This window comes from Xanthomarina gelatinilytica (assembly GCF_000348685.1).
Classification (GTDB): Bacteria; Bacteroidota; Bacteroidia; order Flavobacteriales; family Flavobacteriaceae; genus Xanthomarina; species Xanthomarina gelatinilytica.
In genome coordinates this window covers 90,865-115,250 of the sequence record NZ_ANLA01000014.1, presented here as the reverse complement: position 1 = coordinate 115,250, position 24,386 = coordinate 90,865, and the positions used below count along the sequence as shown (strand labels likewise).

Annotated in this window: 22 protein-coding genes; 10 read left to right on the top strand and 12 right to left on the bottom strand. The window is 35.1% G+C overall.

The window, feature by feature from the left end; genetic code table 11:
• Together D778_RS09380 and D778_RS09375 are read left to right on the top strand one after the other, a co-directional pair.
• Positions 1 to 890, top strand: an 890-nt coding sequence (locus tag D778_RS09380; RefSeq protein ID WP_040492033.1) for a T9SS type A sorting domain-containing protein, incomplete at its 5' end; no start/stop codon positions are given.
• Between the two features lie 191 nt (positions 891 to 1,081).
• On the top strand, positions 1,082 to 5,815 hold the full coding sequence (locus D778_RS09375) for a DUF8202 domain-containing protein (RefSeq protein ID WP_007650023.1): 4,734 nt from the start codon (positions 1,082 to 1,084) through the stop codon (positions 5,813 to 5,815).
• A 148-nt stretch (positions 5,816 to 5,963) separates the two neighbouring features.
• Here the strand turns inward: D778_RS09375 and hisS are convergent, their stop codons facing one another.
• The 5 genes from hisS to rpsF form a co-directional block, all read right to left on the bottom strand.
• Positions 5,964 to 7,334: a histidine--tRNA ligase gene (gene hisS / locus D778_RS09370; RefSeq protein ID WP_040492031.1), complete on the bottom strand. Its 1,371-nt coding sequence runs from the start codon at positions 7,332 to 7,334 to the stop codon at positions 5,964 to 5,966.
• 200 nt (positions 7,335 to 7,534) lie between these two features.
• The gene (locus tag D778_RS09365) at positions 7,535 to 8,002 is read right to left on the bottom strand and encodes a DUF6495 family protein (RefSeq protein ID WP_007650020.1); all 468 of its coding nucleotides are present in this window, start codon (positions 8,000 to 8,002) and stop codon (positions 7,535 to 7,537) included.
• A gap of 163 nt (positions 8,003 to 8,165) precedes the next feature.
• Positions 8,166 to 8,627, bottom strand: coding sequence for a 50S ribosomal protein L9 (gene rplI, locus D778_RS09360; protein WP_007650018.1), 462 nt, complete (start codon positions 8,625 to 8,627; stop codon positions 8,166 to 8,168).
• A 13-nt stretch (positions 8,628 to 8,640) separates the two neighbouring features.
• A complete protein-coding gene (rpsR, locus tag D778_RS09355; RefSeq protein WP_007650017.1) occupies positions 8,641 to 8,937 on the bottom strand; it encodes a 30S ribosomal protein S18 in 297 nt (98 codons plus the stop codon).
• A gap of 2 nt (positions 8,938 to 8,939) precedes the next feature.
• The gene (gene rpsF / locus D778_RS09350; protein WP_007650016.1) at positions 8,940 to 9,278 is read right to left on the bottom strand and encodes a 30S ribosomal protein S6; all 339 of its coding nucleotides are present in this window, start codon (positions 9,276 to 9,278) and stop codon (positions 8,940 to 8,942) included.
• A gap of 199 nt (positions 9,279 to 9,477) precedes the next feature.
• On the opposite strand from rpsF, the gene D778_RS09345 reads away from it, so the two are divergent.
• Positions 9,478 to 10,176, top strand: a complete 699-nt coding sequence (locus tag D778_RS09345) for a LytR/AlgR family response regulator transcription factor (protein ID WP_040492027.1) — start codon at positions 9,478 to 9,480, stop codon at positions 10,174 to 10,176.
• Between the two features lie 2 nt (positions 10,177 to 10,178).
• On the opposite strand, the gene priA is transcribed toward D778_RS09345, so the two are convergent.
• From priA to nadC, 3 genes are all read right to left on the bottom strand, one after another.
• A complete protein-coding gene (gene priA, locus D778_RS09340; protein WP_007650012.1) occupies positions 10,179 to 12,629 on the bottom strand; it encodes a replication restart helicase PriA in 2,451 nt (816 codons plus the stop codon).
• Positions 12,630 to 12,681: 52 nt separating this feature from the next.
• On the bottom strand, positions 12,682 to 13,665 hold the full coding sequence (locus D778_RS09335) for a YihY/virulence factor BrkB family protein (protein WP_007649997.1): 984 nt from the start codon (positions 13,663 to 13,665) through the stop codon (positions 12,682 to 12,684).
• Between the two features lie 97 nt (positions 13,666 to 13,762).
• On the bottom strand, positions 13,763 to 14,620 hold the full coding sequence (gene nadC / locus D778_RS09330; protein ID WP_007649995.1) for a carboxylating nicotinate-nucleotide diphosphorylase: 858 nt from the start codon (positions 14,618 to 14,620) through the stop codon (positions 13,763 to 13,765).
• A 134-nt stretch (positions 14,621 to 14,754) separates the two neighbouring features.
• On the opposite strand from nadC, the gene rlmH reads away from it, so the two are divergent.
• Positions 14,755 to 15,228: a 23S rRNA (pseudouridine(1915)-N(3))-methyltransferase RlmH gene (rlmH, locus tag D778_RS09325; RefSeq protein ID WP_007649993.1), complete on the top strand. Its 474-nt coding sequence runs from the start codon at positions 14,755 to 14,757 to the stop codon at positions 15,226 to 15,228.
• Positions 15,229 to 15,493: 265 nt separating this feature from the next.
• On the opposite strand, the gene hpf is transcribed toward rlmH, so the two are convergent.
• Together hpf and D778_RS09315 are read right to left on the bottom strand one after the other, a co-directional pair.
• The gene (hpf, locus tag D778_RS09320) at positions 15,494 to 15,793 is read right to left on the bottom strand and encodes a ribosome hibernation-promoting factor, HPF/YfiA family (RefSeq protein WP_007649991.1); all 300 of its coding nucleotides are present in this window, start codon (positions 15,791 to 15,793) and stop codon (positions 15,494 to 15,496) included.
• A 198-nt stretch (positions 15,794 to 15,991) separates the two neighbouring features.
• Complete coding sequence (locus tag D778_RS09315; RefSeq protein ID WP_040492025.1) at positions 15,992 to 16,867, bottom strand: O-methyltransferase; 876 nt, start codon at positions 16,865 to 16,867, stop codon at positions 15,992 to 15,994.
• A 412-nt stretch (positions 16,868 to 17,279) separates the two neighbouring features.
• Here D778_RS09315 and D778_RS09310 point away from each other — a divergent pair, with 412 nt between their 5' ends.
• The 3 genes from D778_RS09310 to D778_RS09300 are packed head-to-tail and all read left to right on the top strand — an operon-like array spanning position 17,280 to position 18,999.
• A complete protein-coding gene (locus tag D778_RS09310) occupies positions 17,280 to 18,548 on the top strand; it encodes a DEAD/DEAH box helicase (RefSeq protein WP_007649989.1) in 1,269 nt (422 codons plus the stop codon).
• A gap of 7 nt (positions 18,549 to 18,555) precedes the next feature.
• Entirely contained in the window at positions 18,556 to 18,771 is a 216-nt protein-coding gene (locus D778_RS09305; RefSeq protein ID WP_007649988.1) for a DUF6500 family protein, read from the top strand.
• Entirely contained in the window at positions 18,772 to 18,999 is a 228-nt protein-coding gene (locus D778_RS09300; RefSeq protein ID WP_007649987.1) for a VF530 family protein, read from the top strand.
• On the opposite strand, the gene D778_RS09295 is transcribed toward D778_RS09300, so the two are convergent.
• Positions 18,996 to 19,943, bottom strand: coding sequence for a DUF4421 family protein (locus tag D778_RS09295; RefSeq protein ID WP_007649986.1), 948 nt, complete (start codon positions 19,941 to 19,943; stop codon positions 18,996 to 18,998). The genes D778_RS09300 and D778_RS09295 overlap by 4 nt on opposite strands.
• Before the next feature lie 154 nt (positions 19,944 to 20,097).
• Between D778_RS09295 and D778_RS09290 the strand changes: the two genes are divergently transcribed.
• The 3 genes from D778_RS09290 (at position 20,098) to D778_RS09280 (ending at position 23,646) form a co-directional block, all read left to right on the top strand.
• Complete coding sequence (locus D778_RS09290; protein ID WP_007649985.1) at positions 20,098 to 20,688, top strand: non-canonical purine NTP diphosphatase; 591 nt, start codon at positions 20,098 to 20,100, stop codon at positions 20,686 to 20,688.
• A gap of 247 nt (positions 20,689 to 20,935) precedes the next feature.
• Complete coding sequence (locus tag D778_RS09285; protein ID WP_007649984.1) at positions 20,936 to 22,759, top strand: DEAD/DEAH box helicase; 1,824 nt, start codon at positions 20,936 to 20,938, stop codon at positions 22,757 to 22,759.
• A 107-nt stretch (positions 22,760 to 22,866) separates the two neighbouring features.
• Positions 22,867 to 23,646 (top strand): carboxypeptidase-like regulatory domain-containing protein, encoded by a 780-nt coding sequence (locus tag D778_RS09280; RefSeq protein WP_040492047.1) that lies wholly within the window; start codon positions 22,867 to 22,869, stop codon positions 23,644 to 23,646.
• A 67-nt stretch (positions 23,647 to 23,713) separates the two neighbouring features.
• Here the strand turns inward: D778_RS09280 and D778_RS09275 are convergent, their stop codons facing one another.
• Positions 23,714 to 24,370, bottom strand: coding sequence for a TrmH family RNA methyltransferase (locus D778_RS09275; RefSeq protein WP_007649982.1), 657 nt, complete (start codon positions 24,368 to 24,370; stop codon positions 23,714 to 23,716).
• Between the last annotated feature and the right edge of the window lie 16 nt (positions 24,371 to 24,386).

Here is a 24,386-nt window from a genome sequence, read left to right as displayed (position 1 = left end):
CGACCTGTTCTTGGGACGTTACAGGAACACAACCTGCTGAACCTACTACCGAATGTTGGGAGACCGCTACGTTCAATAACACAACCTGTTCTTGGGATATAACTGGAACACAAGATCCAATGCCAACGGATCTGGAATGTTGGGAAACCGCTACGTTCAACGGTACGACTTGTTCTTGGGATATAACCGGAACGCAGCCTGCTGAACCTACTACCGAATGTTGGGAGACCGCTACGTTCAATAACACAACCTGTTCTTGGGATATAACTGGAACACAAGATCCAATGCCAACGGATCTGGAATGTTGGGAAACGGCAACCTTTAACAACAATACCTGCGCCTGGGTAGTGACTAACGATGGGGACAATGTAGACCCTATATGTAATGATCAAGACATTCTTATAGAATTAGACCAATTTGGAAATGCAACAATTACTGCCAATCAAATTGATAATGGCTCAACCGATAATTGTGGTATCGAATCTATAACAGTGAACCCAAGTTCCTTTAACTCTAGTGACATAGGAGCTAACATCGTAGAATTAGCAGTTACTGATTATAGTGGAAATACTTCTTATTGTAATGCCACAGTTACTGTAATGCAAAATACCTTAGGGAATACCATATTTAATTACAATGAAGTAAATATTCAACCAAATCCGTTTAATTCACATATAATTGTCAATTTACCGGTAATATCCAGTAATGATGAATTTAAAATTAAAATCTTTGATTTGAATGGTAGACTTGTTTACAACAAATTCCAATCGACTGTGAACGGAAAATTAAATATTAATGGACTAGACAATTTAGAACAAGCTCCATATTTTATTAAAATAACAAATTTAAAAGATGGACATACAATTATTAAAAAACTAATTAAGTTTTAACACTTATAATTGATTTAAACAGTGCTAATAGACATTATTAGCACAGTTTTTAATTAGCTGATTTTAAGCGAATTATTATTGTTGCTTTGCATTTCATCGAATAAATTTGCATTTCATGGATAAATAATTTAGATTTGTCCCCAAGCTATTAATAATTAATTATTTAGTCCCAAACTAAAATTTAACCACTTATGAAAAATTTTACTTATTTAGGTATTAAGTATGCGCTATTCGTACTTGTATCACTTGGTTACAATAATCTTTCTTCTCAAACAATAATAGGAGGTCCTTACGATTTTGAATCTGGAAGTCAAGGTTGGTCTTCAGGAGGATCTGATTCTTTCCGTTATAATAATTCTTATTATGCGCATTCTGGGAATTACACTTTACTAATTAGGGATAATTCAGGCAATAGTTCCTCAGTAACATCTCCTATAATAAGTACTCTTCCCTATGATAAAATTGATATTAAATTTTATTTCTCTTCTTATGATATGGAAGACGGAGAAACTTTTATTCTTCAATATAGAAGTAATTCATCTGCCTCATGGACAACTATTGCAACTTATAGAAGTGGCAGAATTGAGTATGGGACTAAAACGGGAGATTTTCAACGAGATGAAAATAACGGAACGATATATTGTAAAACTGCAACAATTTTCAGTAGTGACCATACTTTTTCATTATTATCTCAATTTAGGTTTGAGTCTATAGGAACTGATGATAATGATAGAATACATTTAGATAACATAACAATTACAGGAACAATCTTTGGTTCAGCCCCTAATGCTCCTGGTGGAGTTTCTTCTAATTTAGATTTATGGTTAAAAGCAGACAAAGTTAATGGTTCAGGGATAATATCTGATGGTAGTTCAATTACAAGGTGGACAGATTATAACAAAGGTAATCATGCTGAAGCTGTAGCTAGTTATCAAGCTCCTAACTATGCTCACAATGTCAATAGAAATATAAACTTCAATCCAACAATTGAGTTTGACAACAATCATAATACTGCCGATAAGGATATGACATACCTTAATAGCAGGGAAGAGCTGAAAGGGACTGGAGGATTTAATAGCAGTGATACTTTTGTTGTTGTTATTCCAGACCCAACAATACCTCTGAATGAAGATTTAAGTGAACTCCCTTTAGATACTTTTACAAGTACTGATCCAACAGGAAACACATACACTGAAGATGTTACTGGTTTTGGATTTGGTAGATATACGCAAAGATTTTACAATGAAAGCTTAACTTATTGTATTGGTACCACAAACGAAGAGGGGAACGGAAGTTCTTACCCTGGAAATGGTTACGGAAGGGCTGACACAAATTCTGGGACTAATTATAACCAAATTGGAATCGTAAACTTTAGGGAAAATACTGCCAATGACAATATGGAGCTGTACTATAACGCTAATAATGTTGGTAATGAAGATAATGATCCAACAAAGTATGCTCGTATTAATAACACACGTTATTGGATAGGACGAAGTCAATATTGGAATGGTAGCTTTGATGGTAGAATTGCAGAAATTATAACTTATGATTCTAGAAAAAGCGACAACAACTTAACCCAAGAACGTAATAGAATACAATCGTACTTAGCCGTTAAATATGGCATTACCCTTGGTGTTAACGGTACGTCACAAGATTATGTAAATAGTGATGGTACAGTAATTTGGGATGCTGATGCTGAAAACTTTAATTATGATATTGCTGGCATAGGTCGAGACGATGCTTCCGAATTACTACAAAAACAATCTAGAAGTGTTAATAATGCCACTGCTACGCATTTCCACCCAAACCTTGACAACAATTATAGAAGTCAAGGAGTTTTAACCATGGGATTAGCTCAGGTATATAGCACAAACCATGACAACATTACCAATAATGGCACAACATTTAATGATAAGCAATTTTTGATGTGGGGTAATGATGGTGTGGATTTAGATAATCCTGCTGTAGTGGTAGATGTAGACATGAGTACAGACATCACTCCTAGCATTCCTGGAGGAACCCATGTGCAATTTAATGGTATTGCCAGAACTTGGAAAGTAGTGGAAAGTGGTGGTGACATACCTACGGTAGAAGTCCAAATACTTAAAAACGCTATTCGAACTGCCACACCACCAGATGGACGTTATTTAATGTTCATTTCTGATACCCCTAACTTTGACCCAACAGCAGATTATCGTGTGATGACTGAAGGTTTCAATGAATTGGGCGAGGCCATCGTTAAAACCAATTACGATTTTGATGATACCAAATATATAACTTTTGGTTGGGCTCCAGAAGTTCCATTTATACGTTCAGTATATTTTAATGGTACCACCAATTACATTGACATGGAAGACGCCTTGGACTTAAATGCCTCTGAATTTACCTTGTCTGCATGGGTAAACAGAAAAGCCAACTCTTTAAACAAGTCTATACTATCCAAACGTGATGCTGCCTATACGCAAGGTTACGATTTTAAAATTAATGCTACTGGAAGGTTTGAGGTTTCTTGGAAAACTGCTGCTGGATCCTTACAACAAATTGTATCAAATACCACAATTCCAGAAGACACTTGGCATCATTTGGCTGTAATATATCAAAGTGGCACTGCCTATTTATATATTGATGGTGTGTTGGATAAGCAAGAAAACAAAACTTCCCCAAATAACACAACGGAATCATTCTATATTGGTGCAGCCTCAAAACTAACCCCTCAAGCGTTTTTCCACGGAAACATAGATGAAGTTCGTGTTTGGAATACGGCTCTAGATATCGATCAGTTAAGATATATCATGAACCAAGAAATTGAAAATAATGCTGGGTTTGTTGGTGCCTCATACTTTATTGGAAAAGGTATTTCCCCTACCAAAAACGAAGTCGCAAGCATCCCATGGTCTAGTTTAGCAGGTTATTACCCAATGTCAACTTATACTTACACCAATACCAAGGATGAATCTGGAAATGGACATCAAGGAGCTTTAAGACACTTAAGAACGGTAGATAGACAAACAGCACCTTTGCCATATATATCGAATGGAACAGGAAACTGGGATACCAATGCGACATGGATAAATGGTGATTTACAAACCATTCCTGGTGCAAATTCCATTGTGGACAATACCGTAACTGTAGATTGGAACATAGTGGAGACCGATCACAACATTCTTATGAACAACAGTAGCTTGGCTCCAGGAACCAATGGAAACAGAACCTTATTGGCTCTCATTAATAGAGATAACGAAATTACCATAGATGGAGACAATACAGCTCAAGATGGTTTTGGTTTAACTATCACACATTATTTACAGTTAGATGGAAAAATCGATCTTGAAGGCGAATCGCAACTCATTCAAACCATTGATAGTGACCTTTCTGTGGGTACATCTGGAATTTTGGAAAAAGACCAACAAGGTGTAAGGGATTTATTTACTTATAACTACTGGAGTTCGCCTGTAGGTTATACTGCAACAGCAAATCCTAACAATTATAGTTACACGCTTAACAATCATATTTTTAAAGATGGAACCAATTCTTTATCTCCAACCAATATATCGTTTATTGGAGGCTATAATGGTACCTCTGGTTCTCCTATCGGGATTGCACATTATTGGATATGGAAATTTGGCAATATGCCTAGTGGTGATTATTCTGCGTGGCAACATGTTAGAAATACAGGAACCATTAAAGCTGGAGAAGGATTTACCATGAAAGGTGTAGCCAACACAGCTGGAAATTTAACTCTGGAACAAAATTACGTGTTCCAAGGAAAACCAAACAATGGAGATATTTTAACATTAAACTTAAATGCTGGTAACGACTACCTAGTTGGTAATCCGTATGCATCTGCCTTAGATGCAGACCAGTTTATTTTAGACAATGGCCCATTAATCGATGGAGCTGGCACAGACCCATTAATAAGTGGAACCCTATATTTCTGGGAACATTGGGGAGGTGGATCACATGTCACTTCTGAATATCAAGGTGGCTACGGCACATACAACCTATCAGGTGGTGTTGCTGCTGCAGCTTATGGAACCCCAGACCCAGATGTGGCTCAAGTGGGAACTGGAACCAAACGTCCTGAAAGATACATTCCTGTTGGACAAGGATTCTTTGTTACAGGTGAAACTACAGGTACCATTAATTTTAATAATGGTCAGCGTAGATTCCAAAAAGAAGGAACTGGATCTTCCCTATTTATTAGACAAGCCCAAGATGAACAACAAACCACAAATGAATCGGCAGATACCAGAATGAAAATCCGTATTGGTTTCAACTCTGTAAACACCATTCACAGACAGTTATTGCTTACAGAAGACACCAGAGCTTCTTTAGGTTTTGATTGGGGATTTGATGGCTTACTTTACCAAAATCAAATGGATGACATGTATTGGTTGCTAAACAGTGAAAAATACACCATACAAGGTATAGACAATGTTTCGGAAAGCACTGTGCTTCCAATAGGTGTTCATACTTCAGATCCAGGTTTAAACAATATTGTTATTGATATTTTAGAAAACGTACCTGATAATTTAAACATCTATGTTCATGATAAGGAATTGAATATTTATCACGATTTAAGAGATACTAAATATGAAATTTACTTAGAGGCCGGAACATACTTAGACCGTTTTGAAATTACATTTACAAACCAAGCTTTAGGTGTAGAAGAAACTGAAATGTCAAACTCCATATCAGTATCTTATATCAATACCAATGAAAGCATTTCGATTCAGAATCCTACACTGATGAAGATTAAATCTATTGAAATGTTCAATGTTATCGGTCAATCCATATTCACTGTGGATGAAGTAAAAACCGAAACTCAAACAGAAATTAAAACAAACAAATTAAGTGTTGGAACTTATATCATTAAACTAAAAACCGAATTTGGCTTGGTTAATAAAAAAGTGTTAGTCAATTAATATGTTGCCCAAATCTATTATAAATTAGACTATGCTTTTGAGAGAGGAGTCCTGGAAAAATTTTCAGGGCTCTTTTTTTAGCCTTTAAAATAAAAATAGCCACAAACTAATTGAAGTTTGTGGCTATCATAATAATACACAATAAAATTTATTGAAGCTTAGAAATTAGATCTTTTAAAGTTACCGTTTCTTGCTCTCCAGATCTCATGTGTTTTAATGTATAACTATCAGATTTCAATTCCTTCTCACCTACTAAAACAACAAAAGGAATATTTCGTTTGTTAGCGTGATTCATTTGCTTTTTCATTTTAGCAGCATCTGGATACAATTCAGCATTAACACTATTTAATCGTAATTGTTTAATAGCTTTTAAACAAAATAAGGCTTCGGTTTCTCCAAAATTAATAAAGAGCACATCAATGTTTTTAGCAACCGTTTCAGGAAAAAGGTTCAGTTCTTCCAAGACCAAATAAATTCTATCTAAACCAAAACTAATACCTACACCACTTACATCTCTCAATCCAAAAATACCTGTCAGGTCATCGTATCGTCCTCCTCCACCTATGGAGCCCATTTGTACCTGTTTTGGAGCAGAGACTTCAAAAATGGCACCTGTATAGTAGTTCAATCCTCTAGCAAGCGTCACGTCCAATTGCAATGTTGCTGTTTGCAAACCAAGTTCCGTAATGGCTTTGTCTATAAATTCCAGTTCCTCTATACCTTTTATTCCTTCTTCGGAAGCGTTTAAAATAGTTTTCAATTGCTCCACTTGAGCACTAAAAGATCCCGAGAGCGTAAATAAAGGCTGAAGTTTTGCAATGCCTTCCTTTGAGATGCCTTTTTCAAGCATTTCTTCTTTTACCTTCTCCTCGCCTATTTTATCCAATTTGTCAAGTGCTACCGTAAAATCGATTAATTTATCACTTGCTCCTATTACTTCGGCAATTCCTGAGAGAATTTTTCTATTATTGATTTTTATGGTGACACCATCCAGTTTTAAAGCTGTAAAAACAGCATCGTAAAGTTGTACAAACTCCACTTCTTGCCATAAAGAAGTAGAACCAACCACATCTGCATCGCATTGATAAAATTCCCTGAAACGTCCTTTTTGAGGTCGGTCTGCCCTCCAAACCGGTTGCATTTGGTAACGCTTAAAAGGAAACTCTATCTCGTTTTGGTGCTGCACCACATAACGCGCAAATGGAACGGTTAGATCGTAACGAAGGGCTTTTTCTGAGATTTTTGATGTTATGGCATTGGAGTCCTTAGAGGCATAAAGCGCATCATCTACTTTATTTAAAAAATCCCCAGAATTTAAAATTTTAAAAATTAGTCTGTCCCCTTCATCACCATATTTTCCCATTAAGGTGTCCGAATTCTCAAAACTTGGAGTTTCAATAGGTTGAAAGCCATACAATTCAAATTGTTTTTGGATGGTATGGAAAATATAGTTGCGTTTTGCTACTTGTTCTGGAGTAAAATCTCTGGTTCCTTTTGGAATGCTTGGTTTTTGTGCCATAATATTTCCCACTAAGGTGGGAATTGCTTTTAAATTATACTAAATCTCAACAAAAATAAAGAATAATACATGTCATTACGAGCTTTTTTAATAGAAAAACATGCCAAACATTTAAGTATCTTAAGTAAAAACGTCAAACAGATTGCCTTGTACTTCCCATTGTCACTCGCTGTCTTTATTCAGACAGGCTTGCTATGACACTAATTAATCAACTTATCAAAATACTTAAATAAATCGCCTTTGGTTATTACGCCTCCTTGTTGAATGAGTTTAAACTTATCGGCATTTCTATCTTCAGAATAGTCTTTTTTAGCTTGTAAAAACTCCACATCGTCATCCATTAAGTTTTCTCTTAGCCAATTAAAACCGTCTGTAGTAGTTAAATCTATTGGATTCTTGATTTTTATGGCTATTAAGTGCATGTGTTCATCATTAAGATGAAACAAATGAATTTGCTGTGGCGAAATATGTTCTATGTACACAACCTTATTCAAGACACCTTCCCAAACCAGATCGCTAAACACATCCAATTCCTGTTCGGCCACTTCGGGTTTGTTTTTCTTAATATCATCCCATTCCTGAGCTGTAATGGTTTGTGTTGCAAGAAAATTTATGAATTCTTTATGCAGTTCTTCAAATTGTTCTTTTGTTAATCTCGCGTATTTCATTTGATGCTTTTATTGATTTATTGGACAAATGGTTCCCGTAAAACAGGCTTAAATAAGCATTATAAGTTCCGTGAACTTGCCTGTTGGCAGTTGCTCATAGAAATCCTATTTTAAAAAAAAAGCCCCAACAAGGTTGAGGCTTTTCATATGTTGACCAGAGATATTATGATTGAGCAATAACTTCAAAAGGGATTTCGAAAGTTACTTCCCTGTGCAAACGAATTACAGCATTGTACTGACCTAAACGTTTGATGTTTCCACCTGTAATACTAATGAATTTTTTGTCGATTTCGTGACCTGCTTTTTCAAAAGCTTCCACTAAATCCAATTTGGTAATAGAACCAAATAATTTATCTCCTGCAGAAGCACCTTCTGTAGCTTTAGCTGGGATTTTAATTTCCAATGCTTTAATTGCTTCAGCAGTTTTGCTAGCATCTTCAATTACTTTCTTTTCTTTATAAGCACATTGCTTTAAGTTTTCGGCAAGTACCTTTTTAGCAGAAGCTGTAGCCAATACAGCTAGCTTTTGTGGAATTAAAAAGTTTCTACCATAACCGCTCTTAACTGTTACAATATCGTCTTTAAATCCTAAATTTTCAACGTCTTGTTTTAATATAAGTTCCATTGTTATGAGTATTTTATTTTAATAAATCGGCCACGTAAGGCATTAATGCTAAATGACGTGCTCTTTTAACAGCCACAGAAACTTTTCTTTGGTATTTTAAAGAAGTTCCTGTTAAACGTCTTGGTAAAATTTTCCCTTGTTCGTTTACAAAACCTAACAACCAGTCTGCATCTTTGTAGTCTACATACTTAATTCCAGATTTCTTGAAACGACAATATTTTTTATTTTTGTTGGTTTCTATATTTAAAGGCGTTAAATATCTAATTTCTCCGTCCTTTTTTCCTTTTGCTTGTTGTTCTATAGATGACATAATTACGCTTTTTGTTTAAGTTTTTCTCTTCTTCTCTCTGCCCAAGCCACAGCATGCTTGTCTAAAGTAACCGTTAGGTAACGCATAAAACGCTCATCTCGTCTAAACTCCACTTCTAATGGATTGATAACTTCACCAGCTACTTGGTATTCGAATAAGTGATAAAAACCACTTTTTTTGTTTTGAATTGGGTAAGCTAATTTTTTTAGTCCCCAATCTTCTTTAGCTATCATCTTGGCTCCACGAGAAACAAGAAAATCTTCGTATTTCTGTACTGTTTCCTTTATCTGGGTCTCAGATAAAACGGGATTTAAGATGAAAACAGTTTCGTAATGATTCATATTAAATTATATTTATTGTTAAAAATGGGTGCAAAAATAGGTATTTTATTTATATATTACAACATTAAAAGAAACATATTTAATGCTTAAATTTGAAATGTTAAATTATGTTAAAATTAACGTTTTACCGATGTTTTTTGGTTTTTAACCGAATTTTTCGTACTATTGTCGATATCTTAACCGAAATAAACTAAATGTTATGACTTTAAACTGTGTAGTAGTTGATGACTCAGCAATTCAGCGCCTCTCAATTGTTAAGTTGATTGAAAATCATCCATCCCTTAACCTAATTGCAGAATACAATAGTGCTCTAGAGACTAAAAATGGACTTAATACCCATAAAGTTGACTTAATCTTTTTAGACATTGAAATGCCAGTGTTAAATGGGTTTGAACTTTTAGATGTATTAAACAACAAGCCTCAAATTATATTTGTTACCGGAAAAACCGAGTATGCTTTTAAGGCATTTAATTATGATGCCACAGATTACCTGCACAAACCGATAACCAGGGAACGTTTTAATACTGCTGTTGACAAAGCTGTAGAGCAACATAAATTAAAATTAGACTTTAACGAAACCGAAGGCGAGCACATTTTTGTAAAAAGCAACCTTAAAAAACGTAAAGTTTACATTAAAGACATTAAATGGATTGAAGCGCTTGGCGATTATGTAAAACTGGTTACCGAAGAAACCAGCTTGGTAGTACTTTCCACCATGAAAGCTTTTGAAAGTGAACTTCCTGAAGGCAAGTTTTTAAGAATCCATAAATCCTATATTGTCAATTTAGATAAAATTGACAGGTTTAACAGTAAGAATGTTGAAGTTGGCGCTTACGAAATCCCTTTAAGCAGAAACAAAAAGACCCAACTGGTAGATGCTTTAAACAACATCACTTAAAACTAGTAATTATCAACATTTAAAATTACTCTTACAGCCCTAAAATCTTTTACAGCGAAGAAGCTATTATTAATTTTAATAATAGCTTCTTTAGTTTTAGATACAGATTGCTTTGGTGGAATTTTAACAATTATATGTTTTATAAATTGATTTCTTATCCTGGAAACAGGTGGAAATTCAGGTCCTAAAATATCGGTTTTAAAAACCATACGCAAGGATTTGGCATACCAGTCGGCAGCAACATTTACCTTATTGTAATTACGGTGTTTAAAGGTAATTTTAATTAGTCTGTAAATAGGTGGATATTTAAAGTTTCGGCGTTCGTCCATTTGCTCCTCATACATTTCCATGTAAGAATTTGTAGTTACTTGCTGTAAAATCTTATGGTATGGATTATAGGTTTGAATGAGCACTTTCCCTCTTTTTTCGGTTCTTCCTGCTCGTCCAGACACTTGCAACATAAGTTGAAAACTACGTTCATGAGCCCTAAAATCCGGAAAATTAAGCATGTTGTCTGCATTCATGATACCTACCAATTTTACATGTCTAAAATCCAAGCCCTTGGTAAGCATTTGTGTACCAACCAAAATATCCACTTCTTGCTGTTCGAAAGCCGTGATTATTTTTTCGTAACCATATTTCCCTCTGGTCGTGTCCAAATCCATTCTAGCCACTTTATAATTGGGAAAAAGCTTGTTTACCTCCTCCTCTACTTGTTGCGTACCAAAGCCTTTGGTATCCAAATCCACACTCCCACAGGCTTCACAGGCTTTAATCATTACTGAGTGATAGCCACAATAATGACAACGCAGTTGATCTTTGTATTGATGGTAGGTTAAACTCACATCGCAATTTGGGCATTGTGGAGACACACCACAGGTTTGACATTCTACAATGGGCGAAAAACCTCTCCTGTTTTGAAACAGAATAATTTGATGACCTTCTTTAAGCGTTTCTGTCATTTCTTCAATCAATCTGTCGCTAAAATGTCCTGTCATGCGTTTGCGCTTATGCTTGTCCTTAATATCCACAAGCTCTATATCAGGCATCAATACATTATTGTACCTGGTGGATAATTCAACCAACCCATACTTCTGCAATTTGGTATTGTAATAACTCTCAATACTGGGAGTTGCAGAGCCTAAAAGTGTTTTACATTGAAACAAATGTGCCAAAACAATAGCTGTATCTCTTGCATGATATCTTGGAGCTGGATCAAATTGTTTATAAGACGATTCGTGCTCTTCGTCCACAATAACCAATCCCAAATCATGAAAAGGCAATAAAACCGAAGAACGAGCCCCTAAAATTATTTGTGCTTTAGACGAATGATGTATTAAGTGATTCCAAACCTCAACACGTTCCTGAGATGAATATTTAGAATGGAACACCGCTACTTTTTCTCCAAAATAATCCTGTAACCTATTTACCAATTGCGTTGTTAAAGCAATTTCAGGTAACAGGTACAGAACTTGTTTCCCTTGTTGTAAAACCTCTTCAATTAATTTGACATAAATTTCTGTTTTACCAGAAGACGTGACACCATGTAACAAAGTAATATGGTACTTTTCAAAAGATGCCTTAATTTCTTGAAAGGCTATTTTTTGAGGTTCATTAAGCGTTTTTAAAGGATTGTTTTTTTCTCCAGAATATTGAATCCTATCTGTTTGAATGTAATATTCTTCTAGAATGTCTTTATCTATCAATGATTTTACTATGGCTGAAGACGCATTGCTTTTGTCTGTCAATTCCGAAACTTTTATGGGCTTTTTGGTTTGAGCCGAAAGTGTAAACAATGTTAGTACGACCTCTCTTTGTTTTGGCGCTCTGCTAAGGTCTTCCAAAAGATCTTGCAGATGTTTTTCCGAAGAAAATTTTGTCTGTAATTTTACATAGCGTACCAGTTTGGGTTTGTATTTTTCATAAATTTCCTCTTCAACCAAAACAATGCGCTTATCCAACATGCTTTTAATAACAGGCAGCACATTTTTTTTATCCAAAATACTTACTATATCTTGGATTTTAAGGGATGTTTGATGGTTTAAAGCTTCAAAAATCAAAAACTCCTCATCCTGAAGTTCTGTCTCATTTACTTGTGTTTCGGTGTTTTTTGTGATGATGGTCTCACTTTCCAACAAGAAGGCGTTTGGCAAGGCTGCTCGCATGACATCGCCCAATGTGCACATGTAATATTCTGAAATCCATTGCCAATGTTCCAATTGTTTTTGGGTTACAATTGCTTCGTTATCTAAAATTTGATGAATGTCCTTGGCCTCATAGGCATGTGGTTCGGTAGTATGAATGTTAAACACCAAAGCTGTATAAAATTTTGCTTTTCCAAAAGGCACGGACACACGCATTCCTGGTGTTAAAAAACCGGCTTCAGCTTCCGTAATGCTATAGGTAAACAGTTTTGGAAGTGGTAAGGGAAGTATGACGTCTATAAAGTGCAAGGCTGAATGGTGTTTTTGTTAAGTTTTTTCTATCTGTTAAAAAAAGGGAACCTTAAGGTTGTTTATCCGTATCGTTTGGTTTATTGGTATTTAAAATATAAACATTACTCTTTATTTTTTTCAATCGGTTCAGTGAGGCGTTCAACTCGTAGCCCAAAAGCAAAATGTTGGAATTCAACCACAAATAAAACAGCAAGATCAATAAGGCTCCAATAGAACCATAAAGCTCATTATATTTGGAGAAATTTTCAATATATATTCCAAATAAATACGAACTTAAAATAATTAAAATGGTTGTAAACAAAGCGCCAACAGAGAAAAACCTGGATTCTTTACCTTCCCTGGTTCCAAAATAATACAATACAGCTGTAGCCAGGTAAACCATAATCACAAAAAACACATATTTAGCAAAAGGAATCCAGAATTGCAGATTGCTTTTTTCCAAAATTCCATGACTTTCTAAATTCCCCAATACATAAATTTCAAAATACCCTAGCACCACAACAGTGATTATCAATAAAAAAGATAATATTAAAGCCACTCCCATGGCAAATAGATATTGTTTTACCACATTTCTGGTGAGTTGTTCGTGGTAAGAACTTTCAAAACCAGCAAATACTGCGCTAATACCATTTGCCATTAAAAAAATGGACACTAAAAACACAGAGGACAATAAACCTCCACGCTCTGTAGCTTCAATATTCTCGAAAATATTTTTAAAGAAAAAATCGGATGTGGTAGGTGGTAAAAATGAATTTAAAAAATTTAAAAACTCTATTCTAAAATCGTCAATTGGGATTAATGGGATTATAATCAATATAAAGAGCAAAAAAGGAAACAAAGCTGTAAAAAAGCTAAATGCTATGGCACTTGCTCTGGTTGTTAACGCGCCTTTTCCAATACCTATAATATACAATTCCATTAAATCGTACAACGAAAGCCCTTCCAAACCAGGTAATTTAATTTTTTTCAAAAAGCTTACAATCCAGTTTAAAACAGGGATTTTGCTTAATTTATCTTCTATGGGCTTGGTCATTTATTAATTCAAGATTTTTAATTTAAGATTCAAGATTTTCTTGTTTTTAGACAAATTTTGAATGTTGAACTTTGAATTTGAAACTTTAAATTAAGAATCATACTGCTTTTAGGCTTAAGTCCATGTTGTAAACAGAATGGGTTAACGCTCCCGAAGAAATGTAGTCCACACCACATTCGGCATATTTTCTAATGGTTTTTTCGTTGATGCCTCCAGAAGATTCTGTTAAACAAGTATCTCCAATTAAAGCCACTGCCTTTTTGGTGTCCTCATAGTTAAAATTGTCTATCAAAATCCTGTAAACACCTTTGTTTTGGAGAATTTCCTGGATCTCTTCCAAATTTCTTGCTTCTACAATAATCTTTAAGTCCCTATTGGTGTTTTTAAGGTACGCTTTGGTTTTATTGATGGCTTTTGTAATGCCTCCAGCAAAATCTATGTGGTTGTCCTTTAACATAATCATATCGTAAAGTGCAAACCTGTGGTTTTCGCCTCCTCCAATTTTAACAGCCCATTTTTCTAAAGCCCGAATGCCAGGAGTGGTTTTCCTAGTGTCTAAAATTTTAGTTCCTGTACCTTCCAGCAAATCTACAAACTGCTTGGTTTTGGTAGCTATGGCACTCATGCGCTGCATGGCATTCAACACCAATCGCTCAGCCTTTAAAATAGATTGGGAAGCACCTTCAACATAAAATACAATGTCGCCATATGCCACCTTAGAACCGTCTTCAATTAGGATGTCCATTTTTAGGTCTTTGTCTATATGTTGGAAAACTGTTTTGGCAAACTCCACGCCAGCAATTATGCCATTGTCCTTGACCAATAATTTGGCCTTTCCTGTAGCCTGTTCCGGAATACATGCTAACGAGCTATGGTCTCCATCTCCTACATCTTCACGAATGGCGTTTGCAACTATTAATTCTATTTCTTTTTGGAACTGTTCTTTACTAATCATTTGCGAAATAATTTACCGTAAAAATACTAATTGAAAAGTAAATTCTTGGCATTCTAAATTCTTAATTCCAATTAAAACGTAAATTTGTTTTTAATTTTTAACAGGATTGGGGTTTAAGCTCTACTTATCAAGATATGCAAATAAAACTTTTAGCCATTGGCAAAACAGACAACAAGCAACTTCAAGCTTTAATAGACGATTATCAGAAACGTTTGGGCTTTTATGTAAAATTTGAATTTGAGATTATTCCGGATTTAAAGAAGGTTAAAAATTTAAGCGAAGACCAACAGAAACAAAAAGAAGGCGAACTGATTTTAAGCAAACTGCAAAATCAGGACATATTGATATTATTGGATGAAAACGGTAAGCAATTGAGTTCTGTTGGATTTTCGGAATATTTACAAAAACACATGAATTCTGGTATCAAGCAATTGGTTTTTGCAATTGGTGGTCCTTATGGTTTTTCCAATGAGGTTTACAGCAAAGCCCAAGGGAAACTATCTTTTTCTAAAATGACTTTTTCACATCAAATGATTCGGTTGTTTGTTGTGGAACAACTTTACAGAGGGTTTACCATTTTAAGGAACGAGCCTTATCATCATCAATAAACCCAAACCCTAAAATAAAATTCCTAAACCCAAACACATTAACGCTACAACAACTACCTTTGTCTTAACCAACAACTCTATATTGAACTTGCTTTATCTAATTATAAATCAACAAAGTGTTTTGACATTTAACATCATTGCGCCTATGCTAGAAAACAATGTTTTATGGGAAACCAAAAAATAACAAATACTCACAAAAAAACCACAAATTCACTATTACCAGTAAACTTGTGGTTTTATTTTTTTAAAAACGAATTTAAAGAAACTAATGTGTGGAATAAGTCTGCTTTCTTTTTTTAAGCTGAATATCCAAATCGTGAATGGTTTCTTTTACTGCCATCTCAAAATTTTTCTCTGTTGAAGTAGCAAATATTCTAGGTCCAGGCAAACTTAACTCCATATTACAAATTTTACCTTGTTCTTTTTGATTGTTATCTTGTTTAAAAAACACATCACAAGAAATTAACCAATCGTATTTTTTTGCTAATTTTTCTAATTTTTCGGTTGTGTATTGAGATAGGGATTCGCTGGAATCCATGTTTACGTATTGAATGATAATGTTCATGATAATTGTTTTTTATTGAATTTGTAATCTATTACAATATTATTTAAAAAGAAACATATTTCAACTGATATTTATCAATTACATAAAAAATACATCTTAAAAATTTCTTAAAAAAACTACAAGTCTCGTGTTCGTTTTTTAAAAGTTGGTTCACATATTGAAAAAATATCTATTGTTCCTAACCAATTTAAAAACAGTTTAATCACTCTTTCTCATAAGCAAGGCCAAACTGGTTACATTGGAATCTAATTTGGTTGGCCAAGGCAGTTCGCCCAATGGCAATACAACCAAATCGGCTCCTTCTTTAATGAGTCTTTCAACGGCCACATGAGGTCCATAAATAACAGTTCCGTTAGACCATAACGGTTTTGAGTTTGGAAAATAATCGTGCAATAAGATAACACCATTTTTCTTAAGCCTACTCAAGGCCAAAGGGACTTCTTTGTAAACAGTGGCTTGAGAATGGTCTCCATCCAAAAAAATAAAATCGTATTGTTTATCGTTTTTGGACAGAAACTCCAAAGAGGTATTGGAAATAAAAGTAACGAAGGAATCGTAATTAAAATTTTCAATCATTTCCAAAGGTGAATATTTAGTGCCATAATCCAACCAAGGCTTTGTTTTGGTACAATTAACATCTCTTATATCCAAAGTGGTAAAATCTACCTTGTTACCTTGTTTAACTTGACTGTGATAAAGTGCAGAAGCAATATTTAAAGTGGAAGCTCCTATGTGAGTTCCTATTTCCAGAATGGTTTGAGGTTTAAAATAATTAATTAAATAATAGATAGCTCTTCTGTCACCATAATTGACTCCACCAGTATTACCAGGAATGGTAAATTTTTCGATTTCTTTTTTGGATTGAGCCCATTGAGCTTCAATAGTATCCGAATTTAAGATACTTGAAAGCGATATACCATGTGCAGAACGTAAATTGGAAGCATCACAAGCAACTGTTTCAAGCTTACTGAATTCTTCTGCATCCTTCTTTAGTCCTGCTGCTCTCTTATACGAATGAATCTGGTTCATTATAAAATTTGGCATGGCTTTTTTTACCATCTTTTTAAGTCTCATATCTCTATTTTATTTTTGATTATTTTTAATTAAAGTCCACAACATAACATTCAGATAACTAGTTGTTTGTTTGCTAAAAATGTTGTTTGACCAAGTTAATTCTTTTTACAATAAAAACAAATCCTTTGTGTTTTAACTGAAAAACCTGTGTAATTTAAGGAGTGCTTTTAACCTATGATAAGCTGTTTAACACATATTTAATCGATTTATCCTGTCTATGCCTTTAATAAAATGAAACATCTTTGACCAAAAATTTTGTCACATAGCGAAATGATTATATGGATGTTGCATGTGACCTTGTAAAAAAAATAAATATAAACACATGAAATAAAAAGTGACATCGGGAAAATTAGCTGTAACTTTGCAGCAAATTTAAAATGGCATTCAAATTGTCATTCAACAAAAACAATCTATGTCATTTAACACATTAGGCCTTTCTGAAGCCATTCTTAAGGCAATCAGTAAAAAGGGATATAATGAACCGTCTCCTATTCAGCTAAAAGCCATTCCTCCTATCTTACAAGGTAAAGATGTCTTGGCTTCTGCCCAAACCGGAACAGGAAAAACAGCAGGATTTACCTTGCCTTTACTTCATATTCTTTCTGAAAGTGAAAACTCTAAATTTAGGCCAATTCGTGCCTTGATATTAACCCCAACACGTGAATTGGCTGCCCAAGTGTATGCCAACGTAAAAGAATACAGTGAATTTTTAAACATAAGAAGTGCCGTTATTTTTGGAGGTGTCAACCAAAAACCGCAAGCAGCAGCCATACGTCAAGGTATAGATGTTTTGGTGGCCACTCCAGGACGTTTGCTGGATTTGGAAAGTCAAGGGTTGTTATCGTTAAAAAGAGTAGAGATATTTGTTTTGGATGAAGCCGATAGGATGTTGGACATGGGCTTTTTGCGCGATATGGAACGAATAATGAGCAAAATGCCTGCCAAACGCCAAAACTTAATGTTTTCGGCAACCTTCTCAAAAGACATCAGGAAATTGGCAAACGGCATTTTACATCATCCTGTTCAAGTAGAAGCGACACCAGAAAACTCAACAGTTGATGCCATTAACCAAAAAGTATATCGTGTTGCAAGTGGTAAAAAAACCGATTTAATCATCAAGTTAATTTCCGAAGGCAACTGGAAGCAAGTATTGGTCTTTACAAGAACCAAACATGGCGCCAACAAACTGTGCAAAAAAATGGTGAGTGCCAATATTTCTGCAGCAGCCATCCATGGCAATAAAAGTCAAGGTGCCAGGACCAAAGCTTTGGCTGGATTTAAAAATGGAAGTATTCGTGTTATGGTAGCCACAGATATTGCAGCTCGAGGTTTGGATATTCCTTTGTTACCACATGTGGTTAATTTTGAATTGCCAAACATTTCAGAGGATTATGTGCATAGAATTGGCAGGACAGGTCGTGCTGGAGCCAGTGGAGAAGCCATATCTTTGGTAAGTGCAGACGAAACGACCTATTTAAGGGATATTGAAAAATTGGTAGGCATGAAAATCCCTGTAGATATCCTGGAAGGGTTTGAACCAGACCCAAATGCGTCAACAGAACCAAAAAAACGAGGTGGTGGACCAAACAGGAATTCCAACAGAGCTTTCTCCAACAAAGGCAAGAACAGTAATCGTAAAGCCAAACAGAATCCCAATAGAGCACCAAAAAGCAGAAGATAAATTTGTTGTGACAAAAGAATTAAAAAATAAAATAATAGCTGTTTGTAATCAGAAAATAGCCCAAAAAGGTACTCATGTTGGTTTGTCTTTTTATGCCTTTTTCGCAAATAAAAACGATAATCCGGAATTACTGATGGAAGCTGCCACCTGGTGGATTTTAACCCAAAAATTGGATCATTTTGAAAAAGCTGTGAAAATAAAAGAATTGGTTCAAGATTTATAAATGAGCACACAACCCAACAATCCCTTGCATGGTATTAAACTGGAGCAAATTGTAACAGAACTTGAAGCCCACTATGGTTGGGAGTATTTGGGACAAAAGATACGTATTCGTTGTTTTCAAGACAACCCATCCATAACATCCAGTTTAAAGTTTTTAAGACGAACGCCTTGGGCCAGAACCAAAGTTGAGAACCTGTATTTAAAGATGATAAAACATCAAAAAAATTAAAAAGGTGTTTTAAGCTTTTTATCCACCTTAATTTTATATCCTACAGAAATTTTGGCTTTGGTATTACTGAATAAGTAATTTAAGCCATAATCTAAATTAGTGGTATAAATACTGCTTCCATAAACCAACGTGGCATAAAAACGCTTATAACTATAACCAATTCCTGCATTATAATCCAATTTATACAACAAAGGATTGGAGACCCTATAATCATTTACGTCTGATTGTGCTTTTTTATACATAACTCCAATTCCTGGGATGACATTTAAAGTGGCAAAAAAGTTGGCTGGCAAAACAAAAACAGCCAATAAACCTCCCGAAATCCCCAAGCCAGTTCCTTTAAATTCGTTTAAATAGGCATCAGGATTAAATGTCTCATTGTCTGGAATCAAAGAGCTGTCTCCAGAAAAATTATCATAAACCATAAATCCACCAATACCACCTGTTATATAATGCTTTCTTTCTTCTTTAACCAAACCTGCCCTTAACGTTGAAGAAGAAAACGAAATTCTATCAAACGTGTACAAATAACTTAGACCTAATGATAGTGAAGTGATATCGTCCCTAAAAAATTCAGGAGCATTAAAATTGTTTTTTACATTAAACCCTTTGTACCTCTGAACGTACAAACTTACCAAATGATTATAACCTACAATCAAAGAACCTTGCATATCAAAACGTTGCGTAGGATTTTCTTCCTGACCTTTTAAATTAAAAGCAATATCTATAATTAATTTGCTGGTTCCCAAACCAAAACCCACACCAGCTCTGTTATTGGGTTTAAAAGACAACTTGTCGTTATCGTTTATCAAATTAAAACTTTGCCCTTTGTAATTGGTAAACAACCTAATGGACCAATTGTTCATATCCCTATCTATTAGCAAGGTATCCAATACTTCCCTGGCACTTAACGAATCCAACTCTTTTAATTTCTGGGCTTGCATAGACATGCAAAAACACAAAAGACAGATAAATAGAAGTGGTTGTTTCACCATAAAGATTTTGGAGATTGTAAATTTTTAAAATTTTCAATGAATTTAATATTATTTTCCGTTGTTTTGAAATAAAATAACAGGTCTTTTTAACAATTTATCGCCTATGCAACTCGTATTTGCCACCAACAACCTAAACAAACTCAAGGAAGTTCAAGTATTGATACCAGCATCCATTAAGCTGCTTAGCTTAAAAGATATTGGCTGTTTGGAAGATATTCCTGAAACTCAAAACACCATAGAAGGCAATGCCATACAAAAAGCAGAATACATTAAATTACATTATGGTTACAACTGTTTTGCAGACGATACAGGTTTGGAAGTTCCAATTTTACATGGTGAACCAGGAGTGTATTCTGCCAGATATGCAGGACCACAACGCGATGCCGATGACAATATGAATTTATTGCTTGAAAAATTAAAAGACAAAACCAACAGACAAGCCCAGTTTAAAACGGTTATAGCATTGCATCTAGATGGAGAACTAAAAACCTTCACAGGTATTTGCAAAGGGAACATTACCAAAGAAAAACATGGTGAACACGGTTTTGGGTACGACCCTATTTTTAAAGCCGAAGGGAACACAAAAACGTTTGCAGAATTATCCCTAGAAGAAAAAAACCAAATTGGACATCGTGGAAAAGCTGTTGGACAATTGGTTGATTATCTTAACACGTTAACAAATCAATACGCATAAGAACTACAGTTATATCCATTTAAAAATTGTTCTTGCAAACCTCTCATGCAACTAATATTTAGATTCTTACACAATTACCATTAACATATAAAATAAAAGTGTACCTTTGCACGAAATTTATCAGAGCCTAAAGTTCTGAAAAAAAATTCCTCAGAGAGAGGATGTGTTACTGGAGGTTTAGGTTTAAGTATGTCGATTCGCTTCTTTTGTAACACCACAAAATATAATCGAATACTTATTTAAACGAATGAACACATTCCAAGATTTAGGTCTTAATAACGACCTATTGCAAGCTATTACAGACATGGGTTTTGAAACCCCAAGTGATGTCCAAGCCAAAGCCATCCCTATTTTACTTGAAAAAGAAACCGATTTGGTTGCCTTAGCGCAAACCGGAACAGGTAAAACTGCTGCTTTTGGCTTTCCCATGTTGCAAAAAATTCAAATAGATAGCAGAACAACCCAAGGATTGATTCTATCCCCTACCCGTGAACTTTGCTTACAGATCACCAACGAACTTAAACAATACGGAAAATATTGCAAAGGACTTCATGTGGTTGCCATTTATGGTGGTGCCAGCATTACAGAGCAAGCCAGGGAAGTTAAAAGAGGTGCCCAAATTATTGTGGCAACTCCTGGTAGAATGAAAGATATGATTAGTCGTAACATGGTTGACATCTCAAAAATAGAATATGCTGTGTTGGATGAAGCTGATGAAATGTTGAACATGGGATTTTATGAAGATATCACAGATATTTTATCACATACACCACAAGATAAAAGTACATGGCTTTTTAGTGCTACCATGCCTAAAGAAGTAGCCAATATTGCTAAAAAATTCATGAAAAACCCTATTGAAATAACCGTAGGGAACAAAAACGAAAGTACCAATCAGGTGTCTCATGAATACTATTTGGTAAATGCCAGAGACCGTTATCAAGCCTTAAAGCGTTTGGCAGACGCCAATCCAGATATTTTTTCGGTTATTTTCTGTAGAACCAAACGCGATACTCAAAAAGTAGCCGAGCAATTAATAGAAGATGGCTATAGTGCTGGCGCTTTACATGGCGATTTAAGTCAGAACCAACGTGATTTGGTCATGAAATCCTTCCGAAACAAACAAATACAAATGTTGGTGGCTACAGATGTTGCTGCTCGTGGGATAGATGTGGACGATATTACACATGTTATAAACTATCAATTACCAGACGAAATTGAAACCTACACACACAGGTCTGGACGTACTGGACGTGCCGGAAAAACAGGTGTTTCCATGGTTATTGTTTCAAAAAGTGAGGTTCGGAAAATAAAAAGCATTGAGCGCATTATAAAAAAAGATTTTGTAAAAAAAGACATACCAGATGGGATGGAAATTTGCGAAGTTCAATTAATGTCGCTTGCCAATAAAATTCACCATACAGAAATCAACCATGAAATTGATAAATATTTGGAAAGCATCAACAAGCTCTTTGCTGACACTACCAAAGACGAATTGATTAAAAAATTCTTCTCGGTTGAGTTTACCAGATTCTTTAATTACTACCAAAAAACCAAAAACCTGAATATAACTGATACCTCACGTGGTGAAGACAGTCGTGAAAGTGGACGTGGTTTTGGCGGAAACAGCAACGACACACGTTATTTTATTAACGTAGGTAGGAAGGATGGTTACGACTGGATGAAATTGAAAGATTTCTTAAAAGAAGCCCTAGACTTAGGAAGGGACGATGTTTTTAAAGTAGATGTAAAAGAAAGTTTCTCATTCTTCAATACTGAAAAAGAACTTCAGGAAAAAGTATTGGCTTTCTTTACAGATTTTAAACATGAAGGACGCTTTGTAAATGTTGAAATAAGCGAAGACAAAGGTAAAGGAACCAGTAGGAACAAAAGACGTCGTGATGGTGGAGGAAGTAAAAGACGTAGTGATGATAAACCAAGAGGAGACAGACGTTCTGGTTCTAGAGGCGAGGGTAACAGAAGCGACAGACGCAGCTCTGTAAGCAACGAATCCCGACCAAGACGTTCTAAGTCTGAAGCTGGTTTATCAAGGCCTAGACGATCCAGACGTTAAACTTTACTGCCTTAACAGTCAGTAATTTTGTTAATTTTTAGTCAAAATATAAGAACCCTAGACGTATTTTCGTTTAGTTTAGTACTTTTATGCTCAATATGGCTTTAATGAAAAAACTATTTTTTCTTTTTACTCTTTTTTTAGGAACCTCCCTAATGTTTGGTCAGGAAGACACAACTGTTAAAGGGGTTGTTATTAATGCTACCGAAGGTGTGCCTTTGGAAAGTGTTAATATTGTTAATATCAATCAAGTAAAAGGAACAACTACCAATGCCAGAGGGGAATTTGAAATTAAAGCCAAAGCAACAGATACCCTTCATTTTTCGTATTTAGGGTTTAAGTCCATTCGTGTTCGGGTTACGAACGACTGGATAAAGTTTGGCAGTTCTACCATAGAATTGACTGAATTGGCTTTTGCCTTGGAAGAAGTAGTAGTCAACGAGTTTAAACTTACAGGTTTTTTGGAAGTGGATATTCAACAAGTTCCTATGAACACCAATTATCGTTACAGTATTTCCGGATTACAAACAGGATATGAAGCAGGTGGTTCATCATCAAATGCTGTAACCAGAGTCCTTGGCGCAGTTTTTAATCCAGCCGATTTTTTACATAGCATGTTTGGCAAACAACCCAACGAAATGCGTAAGTTAAAGAAAATGAAGCAAGACGACGAAATAAGAACCCTTCTGGCCAATAGGTTCGATAGGGAAATGTTGGTGGCACTGTTGCAAGTGGATCGAGTGGATTTGGATGAAATTATCAGACAATGCAATTATTCCAAGAATTTTATTGAAACTGCAAACGACCTGCAAATCCTGGACGCCATTAGCGAATGTTATGAAGAGTATAAAGTGCTAAGCCGAAATAGGAAATACGGCAAATTATAAATTAAAAAAACCGAAAGAAATTCTTTCGGTTTTTTTATTTATGTTTTCTGCGATATTGAAACAACTGCTAAGATGACTCATAAAACCGCTCCACAATCTCATCATAACTTTTAATGGTTTTCTTGATCCAATCCAATCGTTTTTGTTGCTGTTCTTCCAAACTAAGTTTCCAGTCTATATCTGTTTGTTTTAGTTTGGTGGTTACATGCTGTAAAACAATAGCTGCAGAAACCGAAATGTTTAAACTTTCTGTAAATCCGTACATAGGAATTTTCAAGAACGTATCTGCTTGGTCAATAACCTCTTGAGACAGTCCTTCTGTTTCTCTTCCGAAGAAAAAACAAGATTTTTTGGTCACATCAAATTCATGAAGCAAACAGTTGTTGGCATGAGGTGTGGTAGCTACAATTTGATAGCCTTTTTGTTTTAAATCCTGAATACAGGTTTTCACGGAATGGAACCTGTTTAAATCCACCCATTTCTGGGCTCCCATGGCAATTTCCCTATCAATACGTTTGGAATTTCTTTCTTCCACAATATGCACTTCCTGTATTCCAAACACATCACAACTTCTAATGACTGCACTGGTATTGTGAAGTTGGTACACATCTTCTGTAGCCACCGTAAAATGTTTGGTTCGTTCCTCTAAAACCTTATCAAAACGTTGCCTTCTGTTTTCGGTTAGGTAACTTTCCAGGTATGCCAATAATTTTAAATCTACCATGTCATAAAAATAAAAA